At 58.1% G+C, this 24284-nt stretch carries 22 protein-coding genes; 3 read left to right on the forward strand and 19 right to left on the reverse strand.

What is annotated here, in order from left to right:
* The first annotated feature begins 169 nt into the window (after positions 1-169).
* Complete coding sequence (locus IE038_RS22855) at positions 170-1399, forward strand: nucleoside recognition domain-containing protein (protein ID WP_163939118.1); 1230 nt, start codon at positions 170-172, stop codon at positions 1397-1399.
* On the opposite strand, the gene IE038_RS22860 is transcribed toward IE038_RS22855, so the two are convergent.
* The 19 genes from IE038_RS22860 to IE038_RS22950 form a co-directional block, all read right to left on the reverse strand.
* Positions 1381-2001, reverse strand: coding sequence for an ABC-type transport auxiliary lipoprotein family protein (locus IE038_RS22860; protein ID WP_163939120.1), 621 nt, complete (start codon positions 1999-2001; stop codon positions 1381-1383). The genes IE038_RS22855 and IE038_RS22860 overlap by 19 nt on opposite strands.
* Complete coding sequence (locus IE038_RS22865; protein WP_163939122.1) at positions 1998-2936, reverse strand: MlaD family protein; 939 nt, start codon at positions 2934-2936, stop codon at positions 1998-2000. The genes IE038_RS22860 and IE038_RS22865 overlap by 4 nt, the downstream gene beginning before the upstream one ends.
* Before the next feature lies 1 nt (position 2937).
* Positions 2938-3708 (reverse strand): ABC transporter ATP-binding protein, encoded by a 771-nt coding sequence (locus IE038_RS22870; RefSeq protein ID WP_407682254.1) that lies wholly within the window; start codon positions 3706-3708, stop codon positions 2938-2940.
* Positions 3709-3731: 23 nt separating this feature from the next.
* Complete coding sequence (locus IE038_RS22875) at positions 3732-4877, reverse strand: ABC transporter permease (protein WP_163939126.1); 1146 nt, start codon at positions 4875-4877, stop codon at positions 3732-3734.
* Positions 4878-4929: 52 nt separating this feature from the next.
* Positions 4930-5952, reverse strand: coding sequence for a DUF5924 family protein (locus tag IE038_RS22880; RefSeq protein WP_163939128.1), 1023 nt, complete (start codon positions 5950-5952; stop codon positions 4930-4932).
* A gap of 98 nt (positions 5953-6050) precedes the next feature.
* Entirely contained in the window at positions 6051-7430 is a 1380-nt protein-coding gene (locus tag IE038_RS22885; RefSeq protein ID WP_189396345.1) for a M16 family metallopeptidase, read from the reverse strand.
* Between the two features lie 32 nt (positions 7431-7462).
* Positions 7463-9121: a Na/Pi cotransporter family protein gene (locus IE038_RS22890; RefSeq protein WP_189396346.1), complete on the reverse strand. Its 1659-nt coding sequence runs from the start codon at positions 9119-9121 to the stop codon at positions 7463-7465.
* Positions 9122-9341: 220 nt separating this feature from the next.
* Positions 9342-10112, reverse strand: coding sequence for a TerC family protein (locus IE038_RS22895; RefSeq protein ID WP_163938463.1), 771 nt, complete (start codon positions 10110-10112; stop codon positions 9342-9344).
* Between the two features lie 72 nt (positions 10113-10184).
* On the reverse strand, positions 10185-11492 hold the full coding sequence (locus tag IE038_RS22900) for a CitMHS family transporter (protein WP_163938460.1): 1308 nt from the start codon (positions 11490-11492) through the stop codon (positions 10185-10187).
* Between the two features lie 309 nt (positions 11493-11801).
* The gene (locus tag IE038_RS22905) at positions 11802-13760 is read right to left on the reverse strand and encodes a DUF7844 domain-containing protein (protein WP_189396347.1); all 1959 of its coding nucleotides are present in this window, start codon (positions 13758-13760) and stop codon (positions 11802-11804) included.
* Positions 13757-14077 carry a DUF2388 domain-containing protein gene (locus IE038_RS22910; protein WP_189396348.1) on the reverse strand — a complete coding sequence of 107 codons (321 nt, stop codon included), beginning with the start codon at positions 14075-14077 and terminating at the stop codon, positions 13757-13759. Before IE038_RS22910 ends, IE038_RS22905 begins: the two co-directional genes overlap by 4 nt.
* 27 nt (positions 14078-14104) lie before the next feature.
* A complete protein-coding gene (locus tag IE038_RS22915; RefSeq protein WP_163937374.1) occupies positions 14105-14398 on the reverse strand; it encodes a DUF2388 domain-containing protein in 294 nt (97 codons plus the stop codon).
* A gap of 121 nt (positions 14399-14519) precedes the next feature.
* Positions 14520-14837, reverse strand: coding sequence for a DUF2388 domain-containing protein (locus tag IE038_RS22920; RefSeq protein WP_163937371.1), 318 nt, complete (start codon positions 14835-14837; stop codon positions 14520-14522).
* A gap of 309 nt (positions 14838-15146) precedes the next feature.
* The gene (locus IE038_RS22925; RefSeq protein WP_163937368.1) at positions 15147-15362 is read right to left on the reverse strand and encodes a DUF1127 domain-containing protein; all 216 of its coding nucleotides are present in this window, start codon (positions 15360-15362) and stop codon (positions 15147-15149) included.
* A gap of 320 nt (positions 15363-15682) precedes the next feature.
* Complete coding sequence (scpC, locus tag IE038_RS22930) at positions 15683-17176, reverse strand: succinyl-CoA:acetate CoA-transferase ScpC (RefSeq protein WP_163937365.1); 1494 nt, start codon at positions 17174-17176, stop codon at positions 15683-15685.
* Between the two features lie 181 nt (positions 17177-17357).
* A complete protein-coding gene (locus tag IE038_RS22935) occupies positions 17358-18794 on the reverse strand; it encodes an NAD(P)(+) transhydrogenase (Re/Si-specific) subunit beta (RefSeq protein ID WP_163937362.1) in 1437 nt (478 codons plus the stop codon).
* Between the two features lie 2 nt (positions 18795-18796).
* A complete protein-coding gene (locus IE038_RS22940) occupies positions 18797-19114 on the reverse strand; it encodes an NAD(P) transhydrogenase subunit alpha part 2 (RefSeq protein WP_009403440.1) in 318 nt (105 codons plus the stop codon).
* Positions 19115-19125: 11 nt separating this feature from the next.
* Positions 19126-20247, reverse strand: a complete 1122-nt coding sequence (locus IE038_RS22945) for a Re/Si-specific NAD(P)(+) transhydrogenase subunit alpha (protein ID WP_189396349.1) — start codon at positions 20245-20247, stop codon at positions 19126-19128.
* Between the two features lie 416 nt (positions 20248-20663).
* Positions 20664-21581, reverse strand: a complete 918-nt coding sequence (locus IE038_RS22950; protein WP_189396350.1) for a LysR family transcriptional regulator — start codon at positions 21579-21581, stop codon at positions 20664-20666.
* Positions 21582-21740: 159 nt separating this feature from the next.
* On the opposite strand from IE038_RS22950, the gene IE038_RS22955 reads away from it, so the two are divergent.
* Together IE038_RS22955 and IE038_RS22960 are read left to right on the forward strand one after the other, a co-directional pair.
* Complete coding sequence (locus IE038_RS22955) at positions 21741-22922, forward strand: acyl-CoA dehydrogenase (RefSeq protein ID WP_189396351.1); 1182 nt, start codon at positions 21741-21743, stop codon at positions 22920-22922.
* 14 nt (positions 22923-22936) lie between these two features.
* On the forward strand, positions 22937-24157 hold the full coding sequence (locus IE038_RS22960; protein ID WP_189396352.1) for a CaiB/BaiF CoA transferase family protein: 1221 nt from the start codon (positions 22937-22939) through the stop codon (positions 24155-24157).
* Positions 24158-24284: the final 127 nt, after the last annotated feature.

Genomic DNA, 24284 nt, shown 5'->3' on the forward strand with positions numbered 1-24284 from the left:
GTACGGAACCGTACGCACGGTGGTGTGAGAGGACGGCGGGTGTGAACTCGCCTCCTACTCGATTTTGAGGGGGGGCTCAACGCGGTCACGGCACTGCCCGATAGGGCTTTTCTGGCGCGCCCCCAGCCTGGCCCGCTATCATTCGGCCCACTGTGTGGGGGAATAACTGATGCTCAACGGCCTCTGGCTTGGATTTTTCGTGGTCGCTGCGGTGTCGGCGTTGGCGCAATGGTTGGTGGGCGGCAACGCCGGGATCTTTGCAGCCATGGTCGAGGGCATCTTCGCCATGGCCAAATTGTCCGTCGAGGTCATGGTACTGTTGTTCGGCACCCTCACCCTCTGGCTAGGTTTCCTGAAAATTGCCGAGAAAGCCGGTGTGGTCGAATGGCTGGCCAAGGTATTAGGCCCGCTGTTCCAGCGACTGATGCCAGAGGTGCCACCTGGCCATCCGGCACTGGGGTTAATCACCCTGAACTTTGCCGCCAACGGCCTGGGCCTGGATAACGCCGCCACGCCGATCGGGCTCAAGGCCATGAGAGCGCTACAGGAGCTCAATCCCAGTTCAACCACCGCGAGCAATGCTCAAATTCTCTTCCTGGTACTCAACGCCTCATCGTTGACGTTGTTGCCCGTCACTATCTTCATGTACCGCGCCCAGCAAGGGGCGTTGGACCCGACACTGGTATTCCTGCCGATCCTTTTGGCGACCAGCGCATCAACCTTGGTGGGCCTGCTCTCGGTGGCGGTCATGCAGCGGTTGCGCCTGTGGGATCCGGTGGTCCTCGCTTACCTGGTACCTGGCGCGCTGCTGCTCGGTGGGTTCATGGCGTTGTTGGCCGGGCTTTCGGCCTCTGCCTTGGCGACACTCTCGTCGATCATGGGCAACTTGACCCTGTTCGGGTTGATCATGCTGTTTCTGCTGATCGGTGCGTTCAAGCGAGTCAAGGTGTATGAAACCTTCGTTGAGGGCGCCAAAGAAGGGTTCGACGTGGCCAAGAGCCTGTTGCCCTATCTGGTGGCAATGCTCTGTGCCGTCGGGGTGTTGCGTGCCTCGGGAGCGCTCGAGTTCGGGCTGGACGGTATTCGCTATGCAGTCGACTGGTTTGGCTGGGATACCCGCTTCGTCGATGCCTTGCCGACTGCCCTGGTCAAGCCGTTCTCTGGCAGTGCTGCCCGCGCCATGTTGATCGAGACCATGCAGAGCCATGGTGTGGACAGTTTCCCGGCGTTGGTGGCTGCCACGGTACAGGGCAGCACCGAAACCACATTCTATGTGCTGGCTGTGTATTTTGGCGCCGTGGGTATCCAGCGCGCCCGCCATGCCGTGGGTTGTGCCCTGCTCGCCGAATTGGCCGGTGTGCTGGCAGCCATTGGTGTCTGCTACTGGTTCTTTGCCTGAACGCGTTCGGCTTGACGCACGGTCCAGTCAACCAGTTGCGCCATCAACTGGTCGCTGGCCTGACCAAAGCCCTCGACCACTGCCGGCACCTGCTTATCGCTTAGCGGTTGGTGCACTTCAAAGCGTTGGCTGGCGAGAACGCGTTGTGTGCGTCCCTGTATCAGGCGCGCATCAAGGCGTATCACCACGTTGAGCCCCTGCGCGCCGTACTCGCTCTGGAACGATTGCAGCTCGCCGACCAGCTCGTAGTCGGCTTGCAGGTTGCTGTCGTCGGCGCTGAGCTGTTGCACGCGACCATCGCGCTGGAAGGCATCAAGCATGCGGTTGCGCAATAACGTGGGGGCCGGGTCACTCCAGCGAGCGCCCTTGTAGCTGCTGATCAGATCGCCCTGAGGCACCACGGCAATGCGTGGACTGTTCAGCATTTCACTGGCGAGCGGTTTGTTAAGTCGCAGCGACCAGTCTGCTGTCGCGACACTGCTGCTGTGCGCTGCCTGACGAGTTGGCAGGCGGTAGACATCGGATGGGTCGGCCTGGGGCAAAATCGAGCACGCGCTGCTCAGGCTCAGCGCCAATGCCAGCGCGAGGCGGGTATGCTTCATGGCTCGAACTCCTTGTTTTTGTCTCGGCCCAGCAGGTAGCCACCCGGGTTGGCTTCCAGGCGTCGGGAGATTGCTTTCAATGAAGTCAGGGTGTCCCTCAACTCTCGAATGGCCGGTGCCAGTTCATGCAGGCCCTGGGCGCCATCATTGATGGCTTCGCGATTGTCGTTGAGCATGGCGTTGAGGGTCGTGGTGCTGCTGGCCAACGATTGCATGGCCTGTTGCGCATTACCGACGATTTGTGTGCCTTGGTTGCTGAGCAGGTCATTGGCGCTGCGCATCAGTTGGCTGGTTTGTTCGAGTGTTGCGCTGGCTTGCTTGCTTACCTGTGCCAGTTGCTGGATGGCCAGTCTAATGTCATCACGCTGCTCGGCAACCGATCCGGTCGTTTTCTCCAGGTGCGCCAGGGTATTACTCACGCGTGCGGTGTTCTCTTCGGAGAACAGTTGGTTAGCATTGTGCAGCAGTTGATTGATACTGCTCATCAGGTCATTGCTGTTGCTCATCAAGCGCGCAATCGGCGACGGCGAGGCAACGATCACCGGCAGTTTGTGGCCGATGCCTTCTAGCGTCGGGCTTTGGGGTGTACCGCCACTGAGCTGGATGATCGAAGTGCCGGTAATGCCGGTCAAGGCCAGCTTGGCCTGGGTGTCTTCCTTGATTGGAGTATCGGCACTTAGCCGAATGCGGGCCAGGACACGGCGAGGGTCTTTCGGGTCGAGGCGCAGGTTGATGACATCGCCAACCTTGATCCCGCTGTATTGCACCGCGCTGCCCTTGGACAGCCCGGAAACGGTCTCGTTGAATACCACCTCGTAGTCCTTGAAGGTATCGTCGACACTGGATTTGGCCAACCACAGCCCGAACAGCATGGCGCCAGCCACGACCAGAACGGTAACCAGCCCGATCAATACATGGTGCGCGCGGGTTTCCATTTCAGACCTCCTTGAGCGCTTGGGTGGCCAAGTAGGCCGCACGGCCACGGGGGCCATGGAAGTAATCTTGAATCCAGGCATCCTCGGTTTCGGCAACCTGAGCGATAGGCGCGGCCACCAGCACCTTTTTCTGTGACAGCACGGCGACTCGATCGGTGATGGTATAGAGGGTGTCCAGGTCGTGAGTGATCAGAAACACGCTTAAGCCCAAGGCGTCGCGCAGGGTCAGGATCAATTGGTCAAAGGCTGCCGCGCCGATCGGGTCGAGGCCGGCGGTGGGTTCGTCGAGAAACAGGATATCCGGATCCAGGGCAAGTGCTCGTGCCAGCGCTGCGCGCTTGATCATGCCGCCGGAGAGTGAGGCCGGGTACTTGTCCGCGGCCGATAAAGGTAGCCCGGCCAGCGCCAGCTTGACGCCCGCGAGGTGTTCGGCGTCTGCGCGGCCAAGGCCGGCATGCTCGATCAGTGGCAAGGCAACGTTCTCTGTGACGGTCAGTGAGGAGAACAAGGCCCCTTTCTGAAACAGCACGCCAAACCGCCTTTCAACTCGAGAGCGTTGTGCTTCGTCGAGCTGGCTCAGGTGTTGCCCGAACACCCTTACATCGCCTTCGTTGGGGCGACGCAGGCCGATGATGCTGCGTAGCAGGACAGATTTACCGCTGCCCGAGCCGCCGACCACAGCAAGGATTTCGCCACGGAATAGATCCAGGTCGAGTTGTTCATGCACGCTCTGGCTGCCAAAGCGATTGCACAGGCCACGGGCTTCGATCACCGTTTCGCGAGGGCTTGTGGTATTCACCAGCCCATCTCCATGTAAAACAGAGCTGCAATGGCGTCCAGCACGATCACCACAAAGATTGACTGAACCACGCTGGAGGTTGTGTGGGCACCGACCGATTCGGCGCTACCCGTGACCTTGAGGCCTTCCAGGCAACCAATGGCTGCGATCAGGAAGGCAAAAAACGGTGCTTTGGCCAGCCCTACGAGAAAATGCCTGGCATCGATGTCGTTTTGCATCATCGAAAGGAACATGGCGGGTGAGATGTCCAGGGATAAGGCGCAAACCAGACCACCACCGACGATGCCGCAGAGCATTGCAAGAAAGGTGAGTAACGGCAGTGCGATCAGCAAGGCCAACACCCGTGGGATGACCAGTATCTCGATGGGGTCCAGGCCCAGTGTGCGGAGGGCGTCGATCTCTTCATTGGCCTTCATCGAGCCAATCTGAGCTGTGAACGCACTTGCGGTGCGTCCAGCCATCAAAATGGCGGTCAACAACACACCAAACTCACGCAGAAAAGAGAACGCTACCAGGTCCACGGTAAAAATGCTGGCGCCAAACTTGACCAGTACCGTGGCCCCTAGAAAGGCCACCACTGCGCCAACCAGAAAGGTCAGCAGTGCGACGATTGGCGCGGCGTTCAGGCCGGTTTGCTCGACGTGCGCAACCACTGATGTGAGCCGCCAGCGCTTTGGCTGTAACAGCAAGCGACCGAAGGTGGCGAGAATAAGGCCAACGAACCCGAGCAGGTGCAGCGTATCTTGTTTAAGGGTATCGACGGCGCTACCAATGCGCTCAAGCAGTTGTACCAGCACAGCCTGCTCGGGGGCCTTCACCGGAATGCAGTAGTCGTGCAATGAGCAATAGACCGTTTGCAGCAGTGCGCGGCTGGCTGCAGGAAGGTGTGTGTCGGTTTCGGCCAGTTGAGCCAGGCGCTCGGTGCCCAGTAACTCGACCAGTAGCGCCGCGCCTGCAGTGTCCAGCTTGCCGAGTTGTTCAAGCTCGATGCGCGTCATGCTGTCGTACTGGCCTGCCAGGCCTGCGGTGCACAGCTTCAGGCTGGCGTAGTTGGCCAGCGTCCAGTCACCCGTGATCCGCAGGCAAGCTGGACTGCTGGTGGTGTCCAAGGTGGCATTGGCTGAAGTGACAGTGGTGGTCATAAGCTCCATGTGATCCGGAAGGCGCGCCAATGCGCCGTCCCAGAGCATAGCGCTACTGAGGCGCGCTCGCTTGACCGTCGTCAACCACTCGGAAGCGCAGCACGCCGATGACCTGGCCGTCTTCGGTCAGCACTCTTACTTGCCAGCGCCCGACAGGGTTGCTCGGGAAGTTCTGCTTGTAGGTCCAGGCGCGGTAGCCTTCCTTGCGCCCGCCATGAATGTCCAGAGCGATACGGTCGACTTCGTTGCCGTTAAACTGCCAGACATGGTAAATCCGCTCATTCAAACCACGTGGGGCATTGATTGCTGTGTAGGCATACAGGCCACTGCTGCGGATCTGGCTGGCGCTCACCTGCTTGAGGCTGGCGCCGGGGGTACGATTTTGCACCTCTGTGCTTATCGCTACATCGTTCAGCCATAGTGTGGCGGGCGGTACCCAGGAGCGCAGCAGCCAACCGCTGCCACCCACGGCCAGGGTTACAGCTACCAGCATGACGGCGCGGCGCCAGTGGTTGATAGGAAAACTACTGGCCAGGCTGGGGAACGACAGCAGCATGGCGGCACCCAGTGCCAGTTTGAAGCTCTGTGCGGTGGTCAGGTGCAGGATGATGGGCAGCGCAGTCAGCAGTGCGGCGAACAAGGTCAGGGTGTGCAGGGCAAGAAACAGCGAGCGTCGAGGTGCCAGCCATTTGTAGTACAGCGGATCGATGATGGAGATCAACCCGGCTGCGGTCAGCAGCCCAGTGAACACCAGTTGGCCGCTGTTCCAGGTGGTGGTGATGAAAAAGAACGGCAGGACGAAAAACAGGCTTTCCTGGTGGATCATCTGCGTGGCATAGCGCAGCAGTGGCTGCGGAATTTCACGCTTGAAAACCTTGGTGAACAGTTGGGTAAACGTGTTCTCCAGCATCAGCCAGACCCAGCTGACCAGCATCAGAATGGCGATCCAACTGGCCAGGCCTGCTTGGCGGTCGACCAGAATGAAACTGGCAATACCGGAAATGAAACCGCCAAGGGCGATCACTCCGGGGTAGCGCTTGAACAATTCAAGTAGGCGCTGGATGACATGAGGCATGCGGGTATTCGCTGAGGTCAGGGTAAAAACCGCACAGGATAACGCTGTTTGTCCGTGATGGCTTGTTGTCATCCCCTTTGAAAGCGCCTTGGCGGCGCCTATTGGGAGGTACGGCGTTTATGCCAGACAAATCCAGCCAGCAGGATCAGCCCCACTATCCCGGCCAATACGCGGTAGATGCTGTCATAACCAAATACTGACCGCTCGATGCGCAGGTACCCAGGTTCGGCGAACAGCTGGCGCATGGCCTGGTTGGCATCCTCCAGGCTGACCTGGCGCAATTTGCTTGTCGGGTCTGCAAAGCGCCCATCGGCATAGTCGCCCAATGCGCTCCAGTAGTAGTCGGCCAAGGCTGCGTTACCCTGGGTGGTCCAGGCTTCACGGGCTATCGCTGCTTGTTTGATGCGCTCAAAGGTGGCCGGGTCCAGCCCGTTCTGACGCAGTTGGTCGATCATTTTCCGGAGCAGATCCTCCGCCTCATCGACGCTCTCGCGATCAAGATCAGCATTCAGGCTTATGGCACTGCTATTGCCAAGCATTTCACGCTGGCTAGAGGGTCCATAGGACAGGCTGTGCTTGAGACGCAGCTCGCTGTAAAGCGCCCAGTCCAGATAACGTTGCAGCAGGTTGAAGGTCTGCTCTCTGTCACCTTCAAGCGCTGGCTCCAGGAACAGCCAATGCAGTTTGGCGCTGTTTCCAAGCCAGCCGCTGGTCAGCACGCGTGTGGCCTCGGCTTGCTGTACTACCGTTTCCAGACTCCGTCGCTCTCCGGGTTCGACCGGGTCGAGCTGGCCATAGGTACGCTCCAGATAAGCCGGTAGCAGGCGGTCGAGGCCTCCTACCACGATCAGGGTCATGTTGTTGGGCGCATACCAGTGCGCGCGCAAGTCGTCTACTTCTTCCAGTCTCAGGTCATCTATAGAGGAGCGTTCAGCACAGGTCAGTCCCAGCTCCACCGCCAATTGATCGCTGGAACCGTGGCCGAGATCCTGGCGGTCGAGCCAGCGTTGCAGATGCGAGTAATGCCCGCCATCTTCGCGTTCGACGATCTTCTTCGACAGCTCGAGTGCATTCTCATCGAGCTGGGTCTGGCTGAGAATCGCAAGCAACAGATCAAGCACTTTGCGTTGATTGCGTGCGGGAGCTTCGATCACGAAGGTGGTGTCTGCGTTGCTGGTGTAAGCGTTCCACTCACCACCCAGCGCTTGCATGCGTTCCTCCAGACCCCCCTCGCCGCTCTCGTCGATACCGCTGAACAACAGATGTTCCAACAGGTGTGGCAGCTCACGGCGGTCACATGGGAAATCATCGAAGCCGACCCCCACCACCAGGCGAATCGACACGTGGTCACGTTCGTAGCCCGGCTTGAGTATGACCTGCAGGCCATTGGGCAGCAGGTAGCCTTCTACCTGAGAGCGGTCAAGAGCGAAGCTGGGTACACATCCCAACAACAGGCAAACAAACAACAGGCAACGCATGGCGAGCTTCCTTGCGGGAGTTCTTGGATCGTTCAAGGTGAATGGGCATCGTCGGGCACGCCGTCGATCAACAGGGCGCCGGTATCCGAGCTACCCAGTACCACATAGGCACTGCTGCAGAACAGTGAGTTCAGGCGTTTCATGTCGGCAATCAGTTCCAGGTGCAGTGAGCTGGTTTCGATACTCTGCACCACTTTACGTTGCAGTCGGCTGACATGGGCGTGAGCAAGGCGCCGTTCTTGAGCGCGAAAGCGCCGCTTTTCACGTAACAATTGGCGTGCACTTTCCGGATCGGCGCTGAGAAACACCGACAGGCCCAGACGCAAGTTGGCGAGCAACTGAGTGTGTAGCCCGGTCAATTCTTCCAAGCCAACCTCGGAAAACTCGCGGCGCTGTGCGGTTTTTTGCTGCTGTACCTTACGCAACATGCGCTCGATCAGGTCGCTGGCCAGCTTCAGATTGATCGCCAATTCGATAATCTCTGCCCAGCGTCTGCTGTCTTGCTCGCTGAGGTCTTCGCGTGGCATTTGCGCCAGGTACAGTTTGATCGCGTTGTAGAGCCCTTCAACGTCTTCGCTCAGGCTTCGCATCTGTTGGGTCAGTGCAGTTTGAGTGCCGCGCAGAACGCCGAGCATGGCATCCAGCATGCTGTCGACCAAGTCCCCCATACGCAGGGTTTCGCGTACTGCGTTGGCCAGTGCCAGGCTGGGGGTGGCGAGTGCAGTCGGGTCCAGGTGACGGGGTTGGGCCTGGCCGTTGGTTTCCTCGCGAAGTGGCAGCAGCCAGCTACACACGCTTGCCATGGGTTTCACAGTCGGCAGCATCAACAGGCACCGCACGCTGTTGTAGAGCAAGTGGAAACCGATCACCAGTTCTTGGGGGCTGAAGTTCAGGCTGTCCATCCATTTTACCAGCGGGCCCAGTGCTGGAATGATCAAGAACAGCCCGATCAGCTTGTACAGCAGGCTGCCCAATGCCACCTGGCGACCGGCAGCGTTCTGCATGCTGGTGCTGAGAAAGGCCAGTAGACCACTGCCGATGTTGGCACCAATCACCAGGCCGATGGCGACAGGCAGGCTAATCAGTTCTGCACCTGCCAGCGTCGCCGTCAACAGTGCGGCCGCCAGGCTGGAGTAGGACACCAAGGCAAACAGTGCACCGACCAGAGCGTCGAGCAAAATATCGCCAGTCAGCGAGGCAAACAGCACTTTTACGCCCTGGGCATGAGTGATCGGCGCCGCCGCTTCGACAATCAGTTGCAGGGCCAGGATGATCAGCCCAAGACCAATGCCAACGCGTCCTAACTGGCCGGCGCGTGTCTGTTTGCGCGAGAGAAAGAAAATCACGCCAAGAAAGATCAGCAGGGGTGACAGCCAGGAGAGGTCGAACGTCAGTACCCGGGCCATCAGGGCTGTGCCCACGTCTGCGCCCAGCATGATTGCCAGTGCCGGGGTCAGTGTCATCAGGCCTTGCCCGACGAACGAGGTCACCAGCATGGCCGTAGCGTTGCTGCTTTGCACCAAGGCTGTGACCAGGATTCCGGCAATGAAGGCCAAGGGGCGTCTGGCCATATTCTGGCTCAGTACCCGGCGCAGATTGGAGCCGTACACGCGCAAGATGCCTGTACGCACGATGTGTGTGCCCCAGATCAGCAAGGCCACGGCCGAGAGTAGATTGAGCAGGGTCAGCATGTGAAAAGGCCCCCTGTTGAATGTACCCCAAAGGGGCAAGTGGATAATGCCGTGAGTCTGGCCTGGTCGCAGGCGGTTCTTTTCCAGTACTCACTTAAGCTTTAGTAGGCTAAAAGCCCAGGCGCCAGCATCGCATAGCCTGCACAGGCTTGAAACTAAACACTCAGGCTGGAGCATGAAAAAGGGCCCATATGGGCCCTTTTTCGTGACAGCACCAGGATTACTGACCCGGAATGTCCTTGCGAAGTTTCACCGGTTCGTTCTGTTGTTGTTTCTTTTTCGCCATCGCGGTGCGCATGCGGATGTTGATGGCCTCTACAGCCAGCGAGAACGCCATTGCGAAGTAGACATAGCCTTTTGGTACATGCACGTCGAAAGACTCGGCAATCAGTACCGTACCGACCACGATCAGGAATGACAGCGCCAGCATCTTCAGCGATGGGTGTTTGTCGATGAACTCACTGATGGCGCCAGCGCAGAGCATCATCACCAGTACGGCGACAATGATGGCCGCGATCATGACCGGCACATGGGAAACCATACCGACAGCGGTAATCACCGAGTCCAGTGAGAAGACAATGTCGATGATCGCGATCTGGATGATGGTGTAGAGGAACTGGCCACCTTTGCCAGCAGGTTCTTCGTGTGTTTCATCCTCGCCTTCCAGGCCGTGGAAGATTTCCTGAGAGCTTTTCCACAGCAGAAACAGGCCACCGAAGAACAGGATCAGGTCACGTCCAGAGATACCTTGTCCGAAGACTTCGAACAAGTCATTGGTCAGGCGCATGACCCAGGTGATCGACAGTAGCAGCATGATCCGGGTAACCATGGCCAGGGCCAGGCCGAAGATCCGGGTACGCGGTTGCATGTGTTTGGGCATGCGGCTGACCAGGATCGAGATCATGATGATGTTGTCGATGCCGAGAACGATCTCAAGGGCCGTCAGAGTAAAAAAGGCAACCCAGATCTCCGGGTTGGTCAGCCATTCCATGTGTATTCCTTCAATCGTTGAATGCGATGCGCCTGGGCAAAGAGTGCACTCGCAGTGGTTGGATCCGTAGCCTTACACGCTGCTGAACAGTGGGAAAATTCCCATCAGTAACGCAGCCAACATTATGCACAGGCAAACCAGTACTGCCCATTTCAAGGTGAAGCGCTGGTGATCGCCAAATTCGATGCCGGCCAGTGCCACCAGCAGGTACGTTGAGGGTACCAGTGGGCTTAGCAGGTGCACGGGTTGCCCGACGATCGACGCGCGAGCCATCTCCACTGGCGAGATACCGTAGTGGCTGGCCGCTTCAGACAGCACGGGCAGCACGCCGTAATAGAACGCGTCATTGGACATGAAAAAGGTGAATGGCATGCTGACAACCGCTGTAATCACCGCCAGGTAAGGACCCATGGCTTCCGGGATCACGGCCAACAGGCTCTTGGACATGGCCTCAACCATACCCGTGCCAGAAAGAATGCCAGTGAAAATGCCCGCCGCAAATATCAGCCCGACCACTGCCAGCACGCTGCCGGCATGTGCGGCAACGCGGTCTTTCTGCTGCTGCAGGCATGGGTAATTGACCACCATGGCGACACTGAACGCAATCATGAACAACACTGGCAACGGCAGCAGGCCGGCGATCAAGGCGACCATCAGGGCAAAAGTCAGGGCCCCGTTGAACCACAGCAGCTTGGGGCGGCGTGCATCAGGAAACTGCGAAACACTGATTTCGCTGTGATCGACTTCGTCTCCCGGCAGGTGCAACTCACCCAGGCGAGCCCGTTCACGTTTGCCATACAGGTAGGCAATAGCAAGGATCGCCACCACGCCGAACAGCATGGCCGGGATCATGGGAACAAAGATATCCGAAGGGTCTACATGCAGCGCACTGGCGGCACGGGCCGTTGGGCCGCCCCAGGGTGTCATGTTCATTACCCCACCAGCCAGGATGATCAAGCCGGCCATGATTCGGGGGTTCATGCCCAGACGGCTGTAGAGAGGCAGCATCGCGGCAACACAGATCATGTAGGTGGTCGCACCGTCACCATCGAGCGATACGACCAAGGCCAGCGCCGCAGTACCGACAGAAACTTTCAGCGGGTCGCCTTTGACCAATTTGAGGATCTTGCGTACGGCCGGGTCGAACAGGCCGGAGTCGATCATCAGGGCGAAGTAGAGAATGGCGAACATCAGCATGACGCCGGTTGGCGCGAGTTTGCTGATGCCCTCCAGCATCATCGGGCCGATTTTGCTGGAAAAGCCACCAAACAGAGCGAACAGGATGGGCACCAGAATCAATGCAATCAACGCCGACAGGCGTTTGGTCATGATCAGGTACATGAAGGTGATGACCATGGCAAAGCCGAGGAAGGTCAGCATGAGGGAACTCCAGGCGTAGCGCGTCGAAGGGAAGTCGAGTTGGACGAATCAGCGTGCTATCAGCAGCGTTCGGTCTTTTGGCGGGCGTGGAGTGGCAAGGCGGGCGTAGAAAGACATCAGAGTCACCATTGTTGTTGTTAAATTGGCCTGGTGCACACTGAGTCTCGGGTACACCGGCTGACCGGTCTTATGCCGGTGGTGCTGTGATGCTAAAAGCGAAAGCTTTCAGCCAGCTTTCGCGGGCTGAAAGATGACAAACGGAGTGGGTCGGATGCCCCTGCGTCATCACGATGGTTGTCACCGTGGGATTTAGGGTAGCTGTAAGCCCCCGGCAGCCTTGTGCAGCTCACGCAGGTGTTTGCCAATTTGATTGATACTGGCTTCAACCGCTGCAATTTCGGCCGCGCGTGATGGCTCGAGCAAGGCCCGGACTTCCTGGTCAAGGGCTGCTGTGAGGTGTTGCAGCTGTTGCTGGCGCTGTCCACTGGTCTGCTCCAGTTGCTGGCGCTCGGTTGCCTGTGGCACGCCATAACCCTTGCTATCGATCAGTTCGGCCGGGCGACTGAGGAAGCCACTGTTGGCCAGTATCTGCTGCAAGGTGCCATTGGCTTTGGCCACACTCGCATCATTCAGTGCGCGGCCATTGAGGTAGCGTTGCTTGACCTCATCCTGAGCCAGCAGCAGTTGGCGTCGCAGGCTTGCCTGCTCCAACAGCAACAGCGCAGCGCTGGTGCGCAGGTCAGCGCGATCGAACCATTGCCGTCGCTGTTGTGCAGGTTGCTCCAGCCAGGCTTCAACGCTGTTCTGGGCGATGGGCAGGTGTTTTTTCACTACCTGAAACATGGCCTCATATCGGTCCCGATAGGAGTCGAAACGGTAGCCCAAGCGCAGGGCTTCGCGCGGATCGTCGAGGACGCTGACGTCAGCCAGGCCGCGTCCGTTGAGCACTTCCAGCAAGCCATTGGGCATGATGCTGTCGAGTCCAGCCAACTGAGGCTTGCCTGTGCCGCTGCGTAGCAGTTTGAGTGTTTCGACTGCACAGTTGTTGGAGAGGAAATAGTAGTTCCCGTCGTAGCTCCAGTGCATTTCCGCTGCCTGGCGGACCAGGCTCTCCAGCTCGGATCGATTCAGTTTGAGCGGTACTGAAGCCAGGCTGCGCAGTTCGGTCTTGGTGTACTCGTCGATGACCTGACCCAGTGGCAGGATGAACAAACGGGAGGGATAGGCTCCTGTCAGGCCACCCCAACTGGATAGCTGCAAGTCATTGACGAAGGCCCGGTATGACAGCACCAAATGCTGGTCGAGATCCAGTCGACAGTCTGGGCCGCGTGGCCTGCCAGGGGCACAGATCACCAGGCGGAGCATGCTATGGCCCCAGCGACTGACCCAGTTCTGGTTGGCTTCGGCCAGCAGGTAATCGACCGCATAGACCCGCTCCGGGTCGATCTGGCCCAGTGGTTGGCGGGCGAAATCATTCCCGGCATTGAGGAACGGTAATGTTTGTTGGCAGGCCGGGTGTGCCGGGGCCCAGCCAAAATGCGCTTGCAGGTAGGCGTGCAGGGCGGGACGTCGGCAGGCATAGCTCGGGTCCAGGAGGAAGTACTCCATGTTGACCGCAATGAACTCTTTCGGGCTGCTTAGCTCGTAGCTATCCGGGCTGCGGGCGATTTGCCGATTGTGTTGCTCGCGCGCTCCCCGTCGACCGACGTACTGCGGCCAGCCGGCAAGGTCCAGCAGTCGTGGGTCATCGCTGAGGGTGAAGCGGCGTTCGGTCTGTCCCCGGCAGTCGTCAGGAAGGCCCACCTCGCCCTTGCTGCTTGCGTACCGGGTGCAGGCATGGATGTGCTTACGTTCGGCTGCAGGCCACAAGCGAGCACGGTCATACAGATGGGTCAGTTCATGCAGGACGGTCGCCAGCAGTTCCTGACGCACAGTACCGTGTGGCCGATCAGTTTTTGTAGTAGCAGCGGTGCCGTCCACAAGACTTGGCAGCAAGTGACGGTTGAGTTCGAGACTGGACACCAGCGAGGCCTGCCCGTAAGCCTCCTCTGGCATCTTTGTGCTCCAGCTGACGTCGATACGTCGATCCAGCCGGGATTTGAATTGTGGTGGAAGCGCTTGCAGCGCCTCATCCAGCAATGCCTGGCTGGCCCTTTGTTGTTGCGGATCAAGACCGTCGTGATCGAGGACCAATTGCAGATCCGCCAACACGGGGGACGCGAGCAGCGTCAGAACGCAGCCCAGCAGCCAGGCACGCATGGGGCTCACAGGGCCAGGATAGCTTCGGCCAGGGTCTGATCACTGGCTTGACGTGCCTCAGGAACACGCTGGCGCAAAGTGTCGAACGCGGCTTCAAGTTGCGCACCGCGGATTTCACCGTTGCTGGCGACATAACTGGCGGCATCGTCATGGGCTTCGCGGACTACTTTGGCATCACGGATAGACGTCGTGGTGTCGGAGGTGAAGTCGATCGAGCGGCCAAATGCACGAACGATAATGTTGCTGGTGGCCACCAGGGTGTGCGCCTGGGCCAGGTCGGCCATCAGCATTAGGCCGAGGGTGGCGGCAATCAGCGGGTTACGCATGGAACATCTCCGGTAATACAGGTGTGGTCATTGGACGAGAATTGCCTGCGCCAGTTCAAGGTCGCTGGCATGAAGTTTGGGGTGAGTTTCACGCAGCCGTTCCAGCGCAGCCTGCAGGTGAGCACCGCGCAATACGCTGGCGCTGGTGACGAATGCTGCCGCATCGTCCTTGGCTGCCAGTATCAATTTGCGGTCGAAGGGTGCCGAGGTAACCTTGCTGGTGGCATAGCCGCTGGCAACAAGGCTCTGGGTAGTCAGGTCCAGGGCTTGGACGGTGCCGGCCCAGCACAACGCAAGCAACAGCAGTAATGGATAACGCATGGTTCTCTAGGGGCTGGTGAATCAGGCGGCAAAGGCTATCCCAATGCGTCGGTCTGAACCAGCCTGAAGAGCCCGGCTGTTTTGCATGTTGTTACATAACTGTGCCGGGCTGCAATGATGCTCAGATGGCCAGAATCGCTTGTGCCAATTGTGCGTCGCTGGCTTGAAGCGCCGGTGACTGCTGGCGGATATGCGCGAGTGCACTTTCCAGTTTTACACCGCGTATTGCGCCTTGGCTGGCAACGAAGCTGGCAGCGTCGTCACGGGCAGCACGGACGATCTTATCGTCACGGAAGGATGAGGTCACATCGGAGGTGGCGTCAGTGGAGGCCCCTAATCCCCGAACCACGGTATCGGTGGTGACGACGAAGCTGGTTGCATTGGCTGTCGAAGCCAGGGCCAGCATCAGCGCGGTGCCAAGCAAGCGTGAACGGAACATGGGGTCTATCTCCTTTAGAGAGCTTGTTGAGTAGCTGTTTAAGCGTACCACGACGGCACCATGTGTGATGCGCACGTGGGGAACCGGCATTGCTAGCAATAGGACCGTGACAGTGCCATTTCGTTGCGTGGTGCTTGTGTCGTGAGCGATGCAACAGAACTGTATCTATGTATATTTGAATTTATAAAACTGTACAGGTCTGTGTTGCAAGCGCTCTATCCCGGGCGTCAGAACGACAAAACCCGTCAGCAGTCACCTGCGACGGGTTTTGATGAATTCGAGGTGCCGGCGTAGCCGGCGAGTCCTGCATTAGCGCCAGAAAGGCTTGCTCAGCTCTTCGTAGCGTTGTGCTTCGCTGATGCCTGCATCGGCCAGCAGACGAGCATCCAGGCGAGCCAACTGGTGGCGGCTGGAAATACGACGTTGCCACAGCAGCAGGTTGGACAGCAAACGCAGCGGCAGTGCAGCGTTGGATTTTTCAGTGCTGTTTTCAAAAACCAGATCGGAACTGAGGGTACGTTCCATGATGTCATCCTTCCGCTTATGGCGGCATTAGGTAGTGATTTAACTGATGCCAATGATCCTCCTGTGCGGTCGATTTCTCTAGATACAGTTCATATGGATTGTGATGGTCCAGTTAACTGTTTTATAGGACTGTTGCACTCGAAATGGACGCAACTGTACCGGTCTGCACTGACGTGGTGCGATTTTTCTTGGGGAAGGGCGTGATAGCGAGGAAAGTCCCGGAAAACTACCGGTACAGTAGAACAGTTTTAGGAATTAAGAGGCATCACTGTTCAGCTGGTGTGCATTGCACAGCACCAACTGAACAGTGATAGAGGGGATTAACCAGCGAGCATGCGGCCGGTTTCTTCCAGATTTTCGTGCCACGACAGGGCTTCACGCAGGATGTGCGGAGTATGACCACCGCGCTCGCAGGCACGGGTGAAGTAGTCATTCAGCGCTTCGCGGTAGTCCGGGTGCACACAGTTGTCGATGATCACACGGGCGCGCTCACGTGGAGCGAGACCACGCAGGTCGGCCAGACCCTGCTCGGTGACCAGAATGTCGACGTCATGCTCGGTGTGGTCGACGTGGCTGACCATTGGCACAACGCTGGAAATCGCGCCGCCTTTGGCAATGGACTTGGTCACGAAGATCGCCAGGTGGGCGTTACGCGCGAAGTCGCCGGAGCCACCGATACCGTTCATCATGCGGGTACCACAGACGTGAGTCGAGTTGACGTTACCGTACAGGTCGAACTCCAGTGCAGTGTTGATACCGATGATGCCCAGGCGGCGAACCACTTCAGGGTGGTTGGAGATTTCTTGAGGACGCAGTACCAGCTTGTCCTTGTACTTCTCCAAGTGGCCAAACACGTCGGCATTGCGGCGGCTCGACAGGGTGATCGAGCTGCCCGACGCGAAGTTCAACTTGCCAGCGTCGATCAGGTCGAAGGTCGAGTCCTGCAGTACTTCGGAGTACATGGTCAGGTCTTCAAATGGCGAGTCGATCAGACCGCACATTACTGCGTTGGCGATGCTGCCGATACCGGCCTGCAGCGGGCCAAGCTTGTTAGTCATGCGCCCTGCATCAACTTCTTGTTTGAGGAAGTTGATCAGGTGGTTGGCGATGCCCTGGGTTTCGCTGTCTGGCGGCAGTACAGTGGACGGCGAATCCGGCTTGTCGGTAATCACGATAGCGACAATTTTGGCAGGGTCGATCGGGATTGCGGTGCTGCCGATGCGGTCGTCAACCTTCACCAGCGGGATCGGTGTACGGGTTGGACGATAGGTCGGGATATAGATGTCGTGCAGACCTTCCAGGTTCGGATTGTGCGCCAGGTTGATCTCGACGATCACATGTTTGGCGAAAATCGCGAAGCTGGCCGAGTTACCTACGGACGTGGTCGGAACGATGTGGCCCTGTTCGGTGATCGCTACGGCTTCGATGACGGCGATGTCTGGCAGCTTGAGCTGCTGGTTACGCAGCTGCTCAACGGTTTCCGACAGATGCTGGTCGATGAACATCACTTGGCCTTCGTTGATGGCCTTGCGCAATGTGTTATCAACCTGGAACGGCATGCGACGAGCGAGTACGCCAGCTTCGGTGAGCTGCTTGTCGAGATCATTGCCCAGGCTGGCGCCGGTCATCAGGCTGATCTTCAGCGGCGAATTCTTGGCGCGTTCGGCCAGCGCCTGAGGAACGGCTTTGGCTTCACCGGCACGGGTGAAACCGCTCATGCCGACGGTCATGCCGTCCTGAATCAGGCTAGCGGCATCGGCCGCACTCATTACTTTGCTATGCAGGGAGGATAAGCGAATTCGATCACGGTACATGGATTGTTTTCTCGATCTCGGGCTACTAAAGCTAGGTCTCCAGTCTAGTGATTTAGAAAGGGTTCGTCCCACGACCAAGGTCGAATGCCCAGCGTATAAATAGGGCCTTTTGTCGGCGTTTTTGGGCAGCAAAAAGCCCCAGGCGATACCGCACTGGGGCTTTGGTTTTGTTGCCTCAGGGTCAGTCGACGGCCTTGACCATGTCCTCAATGACTTTCTTGGCATCGCCGAAGACCATCATGGTCTTGTCGAGGTAGAACAGTTCGTTGTCCAGGCCGGCATAACCGCTGGCCATGGAGCGCTTGTTGACGATGATGGTCTTGGCCTTGAAGGCTTCGAGAATCGGCATGCCAGCGATTGGCGACTTTGGATCGTTCTTCGCTGCCGGGTTGACCACGTCGTTGGCACCCAGTACCAGTACCACGTCGGCCTGGCCGAATTCGGAGTTGATATCCTCCATCTCAAAGACCTGGTCATAGGGCACTTCGGCTTCTGCCAACAGCACGTTCATGTGTCCAGGCATCCGTCCTGCTACAGGGTGGATCGCGTACTTAACGGTTACGCCATTGTGGGTCAGCTTTTCCGTCAGCTCTTTAAGGGCATGCTGGGCACGTGCAACAGCCAAACCGTAGCCAGGCACAATGATGACCGTATCAGCGTTGCTGAGCAGGAAGGTGGCGTCATCTGCCGAGCCGGACTTCACCGGACGGGCTTCCTTCGCACCGGCCGGGCCAGCTGCGTCCGTCGCCCCACCGAAACCGCCGAGGATGACGTTGAAGAACGAGCGGTTCATCGCCTTGCACATGATGTACGAGAGGATCGCACCCGAAGACCCTACCAGCGAACCCGCAATGATCAGCATCGAGTTGTTCAGCGAGAAGCCAATGCCAGCGGCCGCCCAACCCGAGTAGCTGTTGAGCATCGACACCACTACCGGCATGTCGGCACCGCCGATCGGGATGATGATCAGTACGCCCATGACGAATGCCAGGATCAGCATCAGGGCGAAGGCGCTGTAGTTGCCGGTGAAGGTAAAGGCCAGGCCCAAGCCGATGGTCGTCAGGCCAAGTATCAGGTTCAGCTTGTGTTGACCGCTGAACTGCACGGGAGCGCCCTGGAACAGGCGGAACTTGTACTTGCCGGAGAGCTTGCCGAAGGCGATGACCGAACCGGAGAACGTGATCGCACCGATGGCTGCACCGAGGAACAGTTCCAGACGGTTGCCGGTAGGGATTGGTTCGCTGATGCTGCTGACGATACCCAGCGATTGAGGCTCAACCACTGCCGCAATGGCGATAAATACCGCAGCCAGGCCGATCATGCTGTGCATGAACGCGACCAGCTCAGGCATCTTGGTCATTTCCACCCGTTTGGCCATGATCGAGCCGGCAGTACCGCCGATCAGCAGGCCGACAATCACGTAGCCAATACCGGCAGTCGCCAGCTCCGCACCCAACTTGTAGATGAGGCCGATGGTGGTGACCACGGCCAGCGCCATGCCGAGCATGCCGAACAGATTGCCGCGTCGTGACGTAGTCGGGTGAGACAGGCCTTTGAGGGCCTGGATGAAGCACACCGAAGCGACAAGGTAGAGAAGTGTTACCAGGTTCATGCTCATGTTTACTTCTGCCCCTCTGCCTTCGCTGCTTTCTTCTTGAACATCTCCAGCATGCGCCGGGTGACGAGGAAACCGCCGAATACGTTGACCGCTGCCAGGGCGACCGCGAGGGTACCCATGACCTTGCCCAGCGGGGTTACCGTAAGCGCTGCGGCGAGCATTGCGCCAACGATGACGATGGCGGAGATGGCGTTGGTAACCGCCATCAATGGGGTATGCAGTGCCGGGGTGACGTTCCAGACCACGTGGTAACCGACATAGATGGCCAGCACGAAGATGATCAGGTTGTAGACGCCATGGGAAATCAGCATGTCTTCCATTGTCGTGCTCCTTATCCGTTCTTGCGGATGACCTGACCGTCGCGGCACATCAGGCACGCGGCGACAATGTCGTCTTCGAGGTTGATCGTGAATTGGCCATCCTTGTCGAATAGCAGCTTCATGAAGTCCAGCAGGTTGCGTGCATACAGTGCCGAAGCATCGGCACCGACCATGGCCGGCAGGTTGGTTGGGCCGACGATGGTTACGCCGTTCTCAATGACCACTTGGTCGGCAACCGTAAGCGGGCAGTTGCCGCCTTGGGCGGCTGCCAGGTCGATGACCACCGACCCCGGTTTCATCTGCGCGACGGTCTCGGCGCTGAGCAGCGTCGGTGCCTTGCGGCCAGGGATCAGTGCGGTGGTGATGACAATGTCGGCTTGCTTGGCGCGTTCATGCACGGCCAGGGCCTGGCGTTGCATCCAGCTTGCAGGCATCGGTCGGGCATAGCCGCCAACGCCTTCGGCGCACTCGCGCTCCTCGTCGGTTTCATACGGCACATCAATGAACTTGGCGCCGAGCGACTCGATCTGCTCTTTCACGGCAGGCCGTACATCCGAGGCTTCAATCACTGCACCCAGGCGCTTGGCTGTGGCGATTGCCTGCAGCCCGGCAACACCTGCGCCGAGAATCAGCACGCGTGCGGCTTTTACAGTGCCGGCAGCGGTCATCAGCATTGGCATGAAGCGTGGGTAATGGTGTGCGGCCAGCAATACAGCTTTGTAACCGGCAATGTTGGCCTGTGACGACAACACATCCAGGCTTTGCGCGCGGGAGGTGCGCGGAGCGGCCTCCAGGGCAAAGGCTGTAATGCCGCACTCGGCCATCTTGGCGATGACATCGTTGTTGAAGGGATTGAGCATACCCACCAGCACGGTGCCGCTCTTGATCTGACCCAGTTCACTATCGTTGGGCGCCACAACTTTAAGAATCAGTTGTGCGCCAAACGCATCGGAAGCACTGCCAATAGTGGCGCCTGCTGCTTCGTAGGCACTGTCCGGTACGCTGGCTTTGACCCCTGCGCCGCGTTGAACGGTGACCTGGTGACCCTGGCCAATCAGTTTTTTGATGGTTTCCGGGGTGGCAGCGACGCGTGTCTCGCCCGTCTGCGTTTCGAGAGGAACACCAATGTGCACGTCAATTTCTCCTGCGTGATCTTTTGTTAGTAAACCAGCGCACTACGGATGGTGCGTCTGGGGCGGCCGATCAGCACGATCCCGCATGAATACAGGCGGGGCTGGGCATTTTGCTGGCGATCCTGAATCGCTTCAACAGATTTTGAAGGGTGACGATAAACAAACTACAAGTCACCCTGTGACCGAATGTCGCAATAATTGGCGTGCAGCCCGTCAAACGTGGGCTTCAGGGAGATTACGGTAAAATTTGAAAAATTTCTGTTGAAATCTCTGCGCGACAGAAATGACCCCCCATTTATAGCGTCAAAGCCTTGTAAACAGCAGGGTTAAGGGGTGTTTACGGGTACGTTAACGTAATTTAGTTAATTGCGACATTTACGTACATCTGTAGGTGTTTGAAATATTGCACTACGTAGTTAATTCTGAACACCTCCGTTGTGGCTCTTGGTATAGGTGCGCGCTTGTTCTACTAACCAGTCACGGAAGGCGCGTAGTGATGCTGACTCCACTTTGCGCTCAGGAATCATCAGGTAGTAGGCCTTGATGCTCGACAGTGCATGGGGGTTGGCGATAACCAGGCGCCCTTCTGCCAGCTCGCGCTGAATAAGGAACGGTGGTATCAGCGCTATGCCCATTTCATGTTTTGCGGCCTGGGCAAGCATCGAGAATAGTTCATAGCGTGGCCCCGTCATGTCGCGAGCAACGTTCATGTTCAGGCTGTCAAACCACTGCCGCCAGGCGTATGGGCGGGTGGTCTGCTGTAGTAAAGGCAGGCTGGCTATCGACTGCGCAGTAAGCTGTTGCTGGGCGCCGAGCAGCGCCGGGCTGCACACGGGAACCGGGTTTTCGCCCATCAGGCGGTGGGACTGTGTTCCTGACCAGTCCGCATCGCCGAAATAGATCGCAGCGTCGAAGTGTGTATCGGCGAACAGAAAGGGACGCGTGCGGTTGGTCAAGTTGACGGTGACTTCTGGATGGCGGTGCTGGAACTCCTTCAGGCGTGGCAGCAGCCACTGGGTGCCAAAGGTTGGCACCACGGCCAGTTCGATGACATTGGCGCCCTGTTGGCCCATGACCGACAACGTGTCGCGCTCTACGGCATCCAACTGTGTCGCTACCCGACGGCTATAGGAAAGCCCGGCTTCGGTGAGCTTTACCCCTCGGCGTGAACGGCGAAACAGTTCGACATTGAGGAAGTCCTCCAGCCCCGCTATTTGTCTGCAGACGGCTCCCTGTGTCAGTGATAGCTCCTGGGCCGCCTTGGTGAAGCTTTCGTGGCGCGCCGCTGCTTCAAAGCAGACCAGCGCGGTGGTGCTGGGAATTTTGCGCCTCATATACGTTGATCTCACTAATAGAACGCAGGAATGGGCTTTTTTCCATTACGGAGTGAAAAATTATCACAAGTTTATGCGCAATCGTCGTTTGTCCCTCTGGGCTTTCCGGCCTAGGATCAAAGGACAAAAAACCTGAACCCATTTCTTGAGGATTCGCTCATGGCTGGCAAAGCAAGCTTCAACTGGATCGACCCCCTGTTGCTCGATCAGCAGCTTACTGAAGAAGAGCGCATGGTGCGTGACAGTGCTTTCCAGTTCGCTCAGGACAAATTGGCGCCGCGTGTACTGGAAGCCTTTCGTCACGAACAGACGGATCCTGCGATCTTCCGCGAGATGGGAGAAATCGGCCTGCTCGGTGCGACGATTCCTGAGCAATACGGTGGTAGTGGCCTTAACTACGTGTGCTACGGCTTGATCGCTCGTGAAGTGGAGCGAATCGACTCCGGCTATCGTTCGATGATGAGTGTGCAGTCGTCGCTGGTGATGGTGCCGATCAACGAGTTCGGTACTGAAGCCCAGAAGCAGAAGTACCTGCCTAAGCTGGCCAGTGGTGAATGGATTGGTTGCTTTGGCCTGACTGAGCCCAACTATGGCTCTGACCCAGGTTCGATGATCACCCGTGCGCGTAAAGTCGACGGTGGCTACAGCCTGACTGGTAGCAAGATGTGGATCACCAATAGCCCTATCGCCGATGTGTTTGTGGTTTGGGCCAAGGATGATGCAGGTGATATCCGGGGCTTCGTCCTGGAAAAAGGCTGGAAAGGCCTGAGTGCGCCGGCCATTCACGGCAAGGTAGGTCTGCGCGCCTCCATCACTGGTGAGATCGTGATGGACAATGTGTTCGTTCCCGAAGAGAACATCTTCCCCGACGTGCGTGGCCTTAAGGGGCCGTTCACCTGCTTGAACTCTGCTCGCTACGGGATCTCCTGGGGGGCCCTGGGTGCCGCTGAAGCCTGCTGGCATACCGCGCGGCAATATACCCTCGACCGTCAGCAGTTCGGTCGCCCGCTGGCTGCAAACCAGCTGATCCAGAAAAAACTGGCTGACATGCAGACCGAGATCACCCTCGCCTTGCAAGGCTGCCTGCGCCTGGGGCGTATGAAGGATGAAGGTACGGCTGCGGTTGAGATTACCTCGATCATGAAGCGCAACTCCTGTGGCAAGGCTCTGGACATTGCCCGTATGGCGCGCGACATGCTGGGCGGCAATGGCATCTCCGACGAGTTCGGTGTTGCGCGGCATCTGGTAAACCTTGAAGTGGTCAACACCTATGAAGGTACCCATGACGTGCATGCATTGATCCTTGGGCGTGCGCAAACCGGCATTCAGGCGTTCTACTAACAAGGAGCCAGCCCATGGGCGCGCTATCTCATCTGCGGGTGCTGGATCTGTCGCGAGTATTGGCTGGGCCGTGGTCTGGGCAAATCCTTGCGGACCTGGGTGCCGAGGTGATCAAGGTGGAGCGCCCTGGTGTGGGTGATGACACCCGCGCCTGGGGCCCGCCCTTCCTCAAGGATGCACGGGGTGAGAACACCAGTGAGGCGGCCTATTATCTGTCGGCCAACCGTAACAAGCGTTCCCTGACCATCGACTTTACTCAGCCCGAAGGTCAGCGTTTGGTTCGTGAGCTGGCAGCCAAATCAGATATTCTCATCGAGAACTTCAAGGTAGGTGGGTTGGCAGCATATGGCCTCGACTATGAGAGCTTGAAGGCGATCAACCCCCGTCTGATCTACTGCTCCATTACTGGCTTCGGCCAGACTGGCCCCTACGCCAAGCGTGCGGGCTATGACTTCATGATTCAGGGGTTGGGCGGGCTTATGAGCCTGACTGGCCGGCCTGAAGGTGACGAGGGTGCTGGCCCGATGAAGGTTGGGGTGGCTCTTACGGATATCCTCACCGGGCTCTACTCGACCGTTGCAATACTGGCTGCCCTCGCCCACCGTGAGCACGGTGGCGGTGGCCAGCGCATTGATATGGCGTTACTCGATGTACAGGTTGCATGCCTGGCCAATCAGGCAATGAATTACCTGACTACCGGTGTGGCGCCCCGTAGGCTAGGTAATGCGCATCCGAATATCGTGCCTTATCAGGACTTCCCTACGGCCGATGGTGATTTCATCCTTACTGTTGGTAATGATGGTCAGTTTCGCAAGTTCGCTGAGGTGGCTGGGCAACCTCAGTGGGCGGATGACCCACGATTTGCGACTAACAAGCAAAGGGTGGCGAATCGGGCCGAGTTGATTCCATTGATTCGTCAGGTGACAGTATTCAAGACCACGGCCGAATGGATCGGCTTGTTGGAGCAGGCCAGTGTTCCTTGTGGACCAATAAATGACCTGGCAAAGATGTTCGAGGACCCCCAGGTGATAGCCCGCGGCCTGGCCATTGAGTTAGCTCACCCCTTGGCAGGGCGTGTGCCGCAAGTGGCGAGCCCGATTCGGCTGTCGGAGACGCCAGTCGAATATCGCAATGCGCCGCCGTTGCTGGGTGAGCATACTGATCAAATCCTCTCGGAGGTGTTGGCGCTGACTGCGGATGAGATCCAGCGTTTGCGTACTGCGGGTGTGCTGTAGCGGTTGCCGCCTCTATATATAGAGGCGGGCGTTTAGGCTGTTTTGAGAATGCTTGAAATTAGCCCTTGACGCCCCGTTTGATCTCTCTATAATGCGCACCTCTTCCGGCGCAGTCGAAACGGAAAAC

This window comes from Pseudomonas laurentiana (assembly GCF_014648275.1).
Classification (GTDB): Bacteria; Pseudomonadota; Gammaproteobacteria; order Pseudomonadales; family Pseudomonadaceae; genus Aquipseudomonas; species Aquipseudomonas laurentiana.

What these genes read in the sequence shown, in the direction of transcription:
- IE038_RS22940 (WP_009403440.1), bottom strand. Translation starts at nt 19,114, where the DNA reads ATGGAAGACATGCTGATTTCCCATGGCGTCTACAACCTGATCATCTTC.
- IE038_RS22910 (WP_189396348.1), bottom strand. Translation starts at nt 14,077, where the DNA reads ATGCGTAACCCGCTGATTGCCGCCACCCTCGGCCTAATGCTGATGGCC.
- IE038_RS22935 (WP_163937362.1), bottom strand. Translation starts at nt 18,794, where the DNA reads ATGAGCATGAACCTGGTAACACTTCTCTACCTTGTCGCTTCGGTGTGC.
- IE038_RS22875 (WP_163939126.1), bottom strand. Translation starts at nt 4,877, where the DNA reads ATGACCACCACTGTCACTTCAGCCAATGCCACCTTGGACACCACCAGC.
- scpC (WP_163937365.1), bottom strand. Translation starts at nt 17,176, where the DNA reads ATGTACCGTGATCGAATTCGCTTATCCTCCCTGCATAGCAAAGTAATG.
- IE038_RS22860 (WP_163939120.1), bottom strand. Translation starts at nt 2,001, where the DNA reads ATGAAGCATACCCGCCTCGCGCTGGCATTGGCGCTGAGCCTGAGCAGC.
- IE038_RS22855 (WP_163939118.1), top strand. Translation starts at nt 170, where the DNA reads ATGCTCAACGGCCTCTGGCTTGGATTTTTCGTGGTCGCTGCGGTGTCG.
- IE038_RS22950 (WP_189396350.1), bottom strand. Translation starts at nt 21,581, where the DNA reads ATGAGGCGCAAAATTCCCAGCACCACCGCGCTGGTCTGCTTTGAAGCA.
- IE038_RS22900 (WP_163938460.1), bottom strand. Translation starts at nt 11,492, where the DNA reads ATGCTGACCTTCCTCGGCTTTGCCATGGTCATCACCTTCATGTACCTG.
- IE038_RS22920 (WP_163937371.1), bottom strand. Translation starts at nt 14,837, where the DNA reads ATGTTCCGTTCACGCTTGCTTGGCACCGCGCTGATGCTGGCCCTGGCT.
- IE038_RS22915 (WP_163937374.1), bottom strand. Translation starts at nt 14,398, where the DNA reads ATGCGTTATCCATTACTGCTGTTGCTTGCGTTGTGCTGGGCCGGCACC.
- IE038_RS22890 (WP_189396346.1), bottom strand. Translation starts at nt 9,121, where the DNA reads ATGCTGACCCTGCTCAATCTACTCTCGGCCGTGGCCTTGCTGATCTGG.
- IE038_RS22955 (WP_189396351.1), top strand. Translation starts at nt 21,741, where the DNA reads ATGGCTGGCAAAGCAAGCTTCAACTGGATCGACCCCCTGTTGCTCGAT.
- IE038_RS22960 (WP_189396352.1), top strand. Translation starts at nt 22,937, where the DNA reads ATGGGCGCGCTATCTCATCTGCGGGTGCTGGATCTGTCGCGAGTATTG.
- IE038_RS22885 (WP_189396345.1), bottom strand. Translation starts at nt 7,430, where the DNA reads ATGCGTTGCCTGTTGTTTGTTTGCCTGTTGTTGGGATGTGTACCCAGC.
- IE038_RS22865 (WP_163939122.1), bottom strand. Translation starts at nt 2,936, where the DNA reads ATGGAAACCCGCGCGCACCATGTATTGATCGGGCTGGTTACCGTTCTG.
- IE038_RS22895 (WP_163938463.1), bottom strand. Translation starts at nt 10,112, where the DNA reads ATGGAATGGCTGACCAACCCGGAGATCTGGGTTGCCTTTTTTACTCTG.
- IE038_RS22925 (WP_163937368.1), bottom strand. Translation starts at nt 15,362, where the DNA reads ATGGAACGTACCCTCAGTTCCGATCTGGTTTTTGAAAACAGCACTGAA.
- IE038_RS22880 (WP_163939128.1), bottom strand. Translation starts at nt 5,952, where the DNA reads ATGCCTCATGTCATCCAGCGCCTACTTGAATTGTTCAAGCGCTACCCC.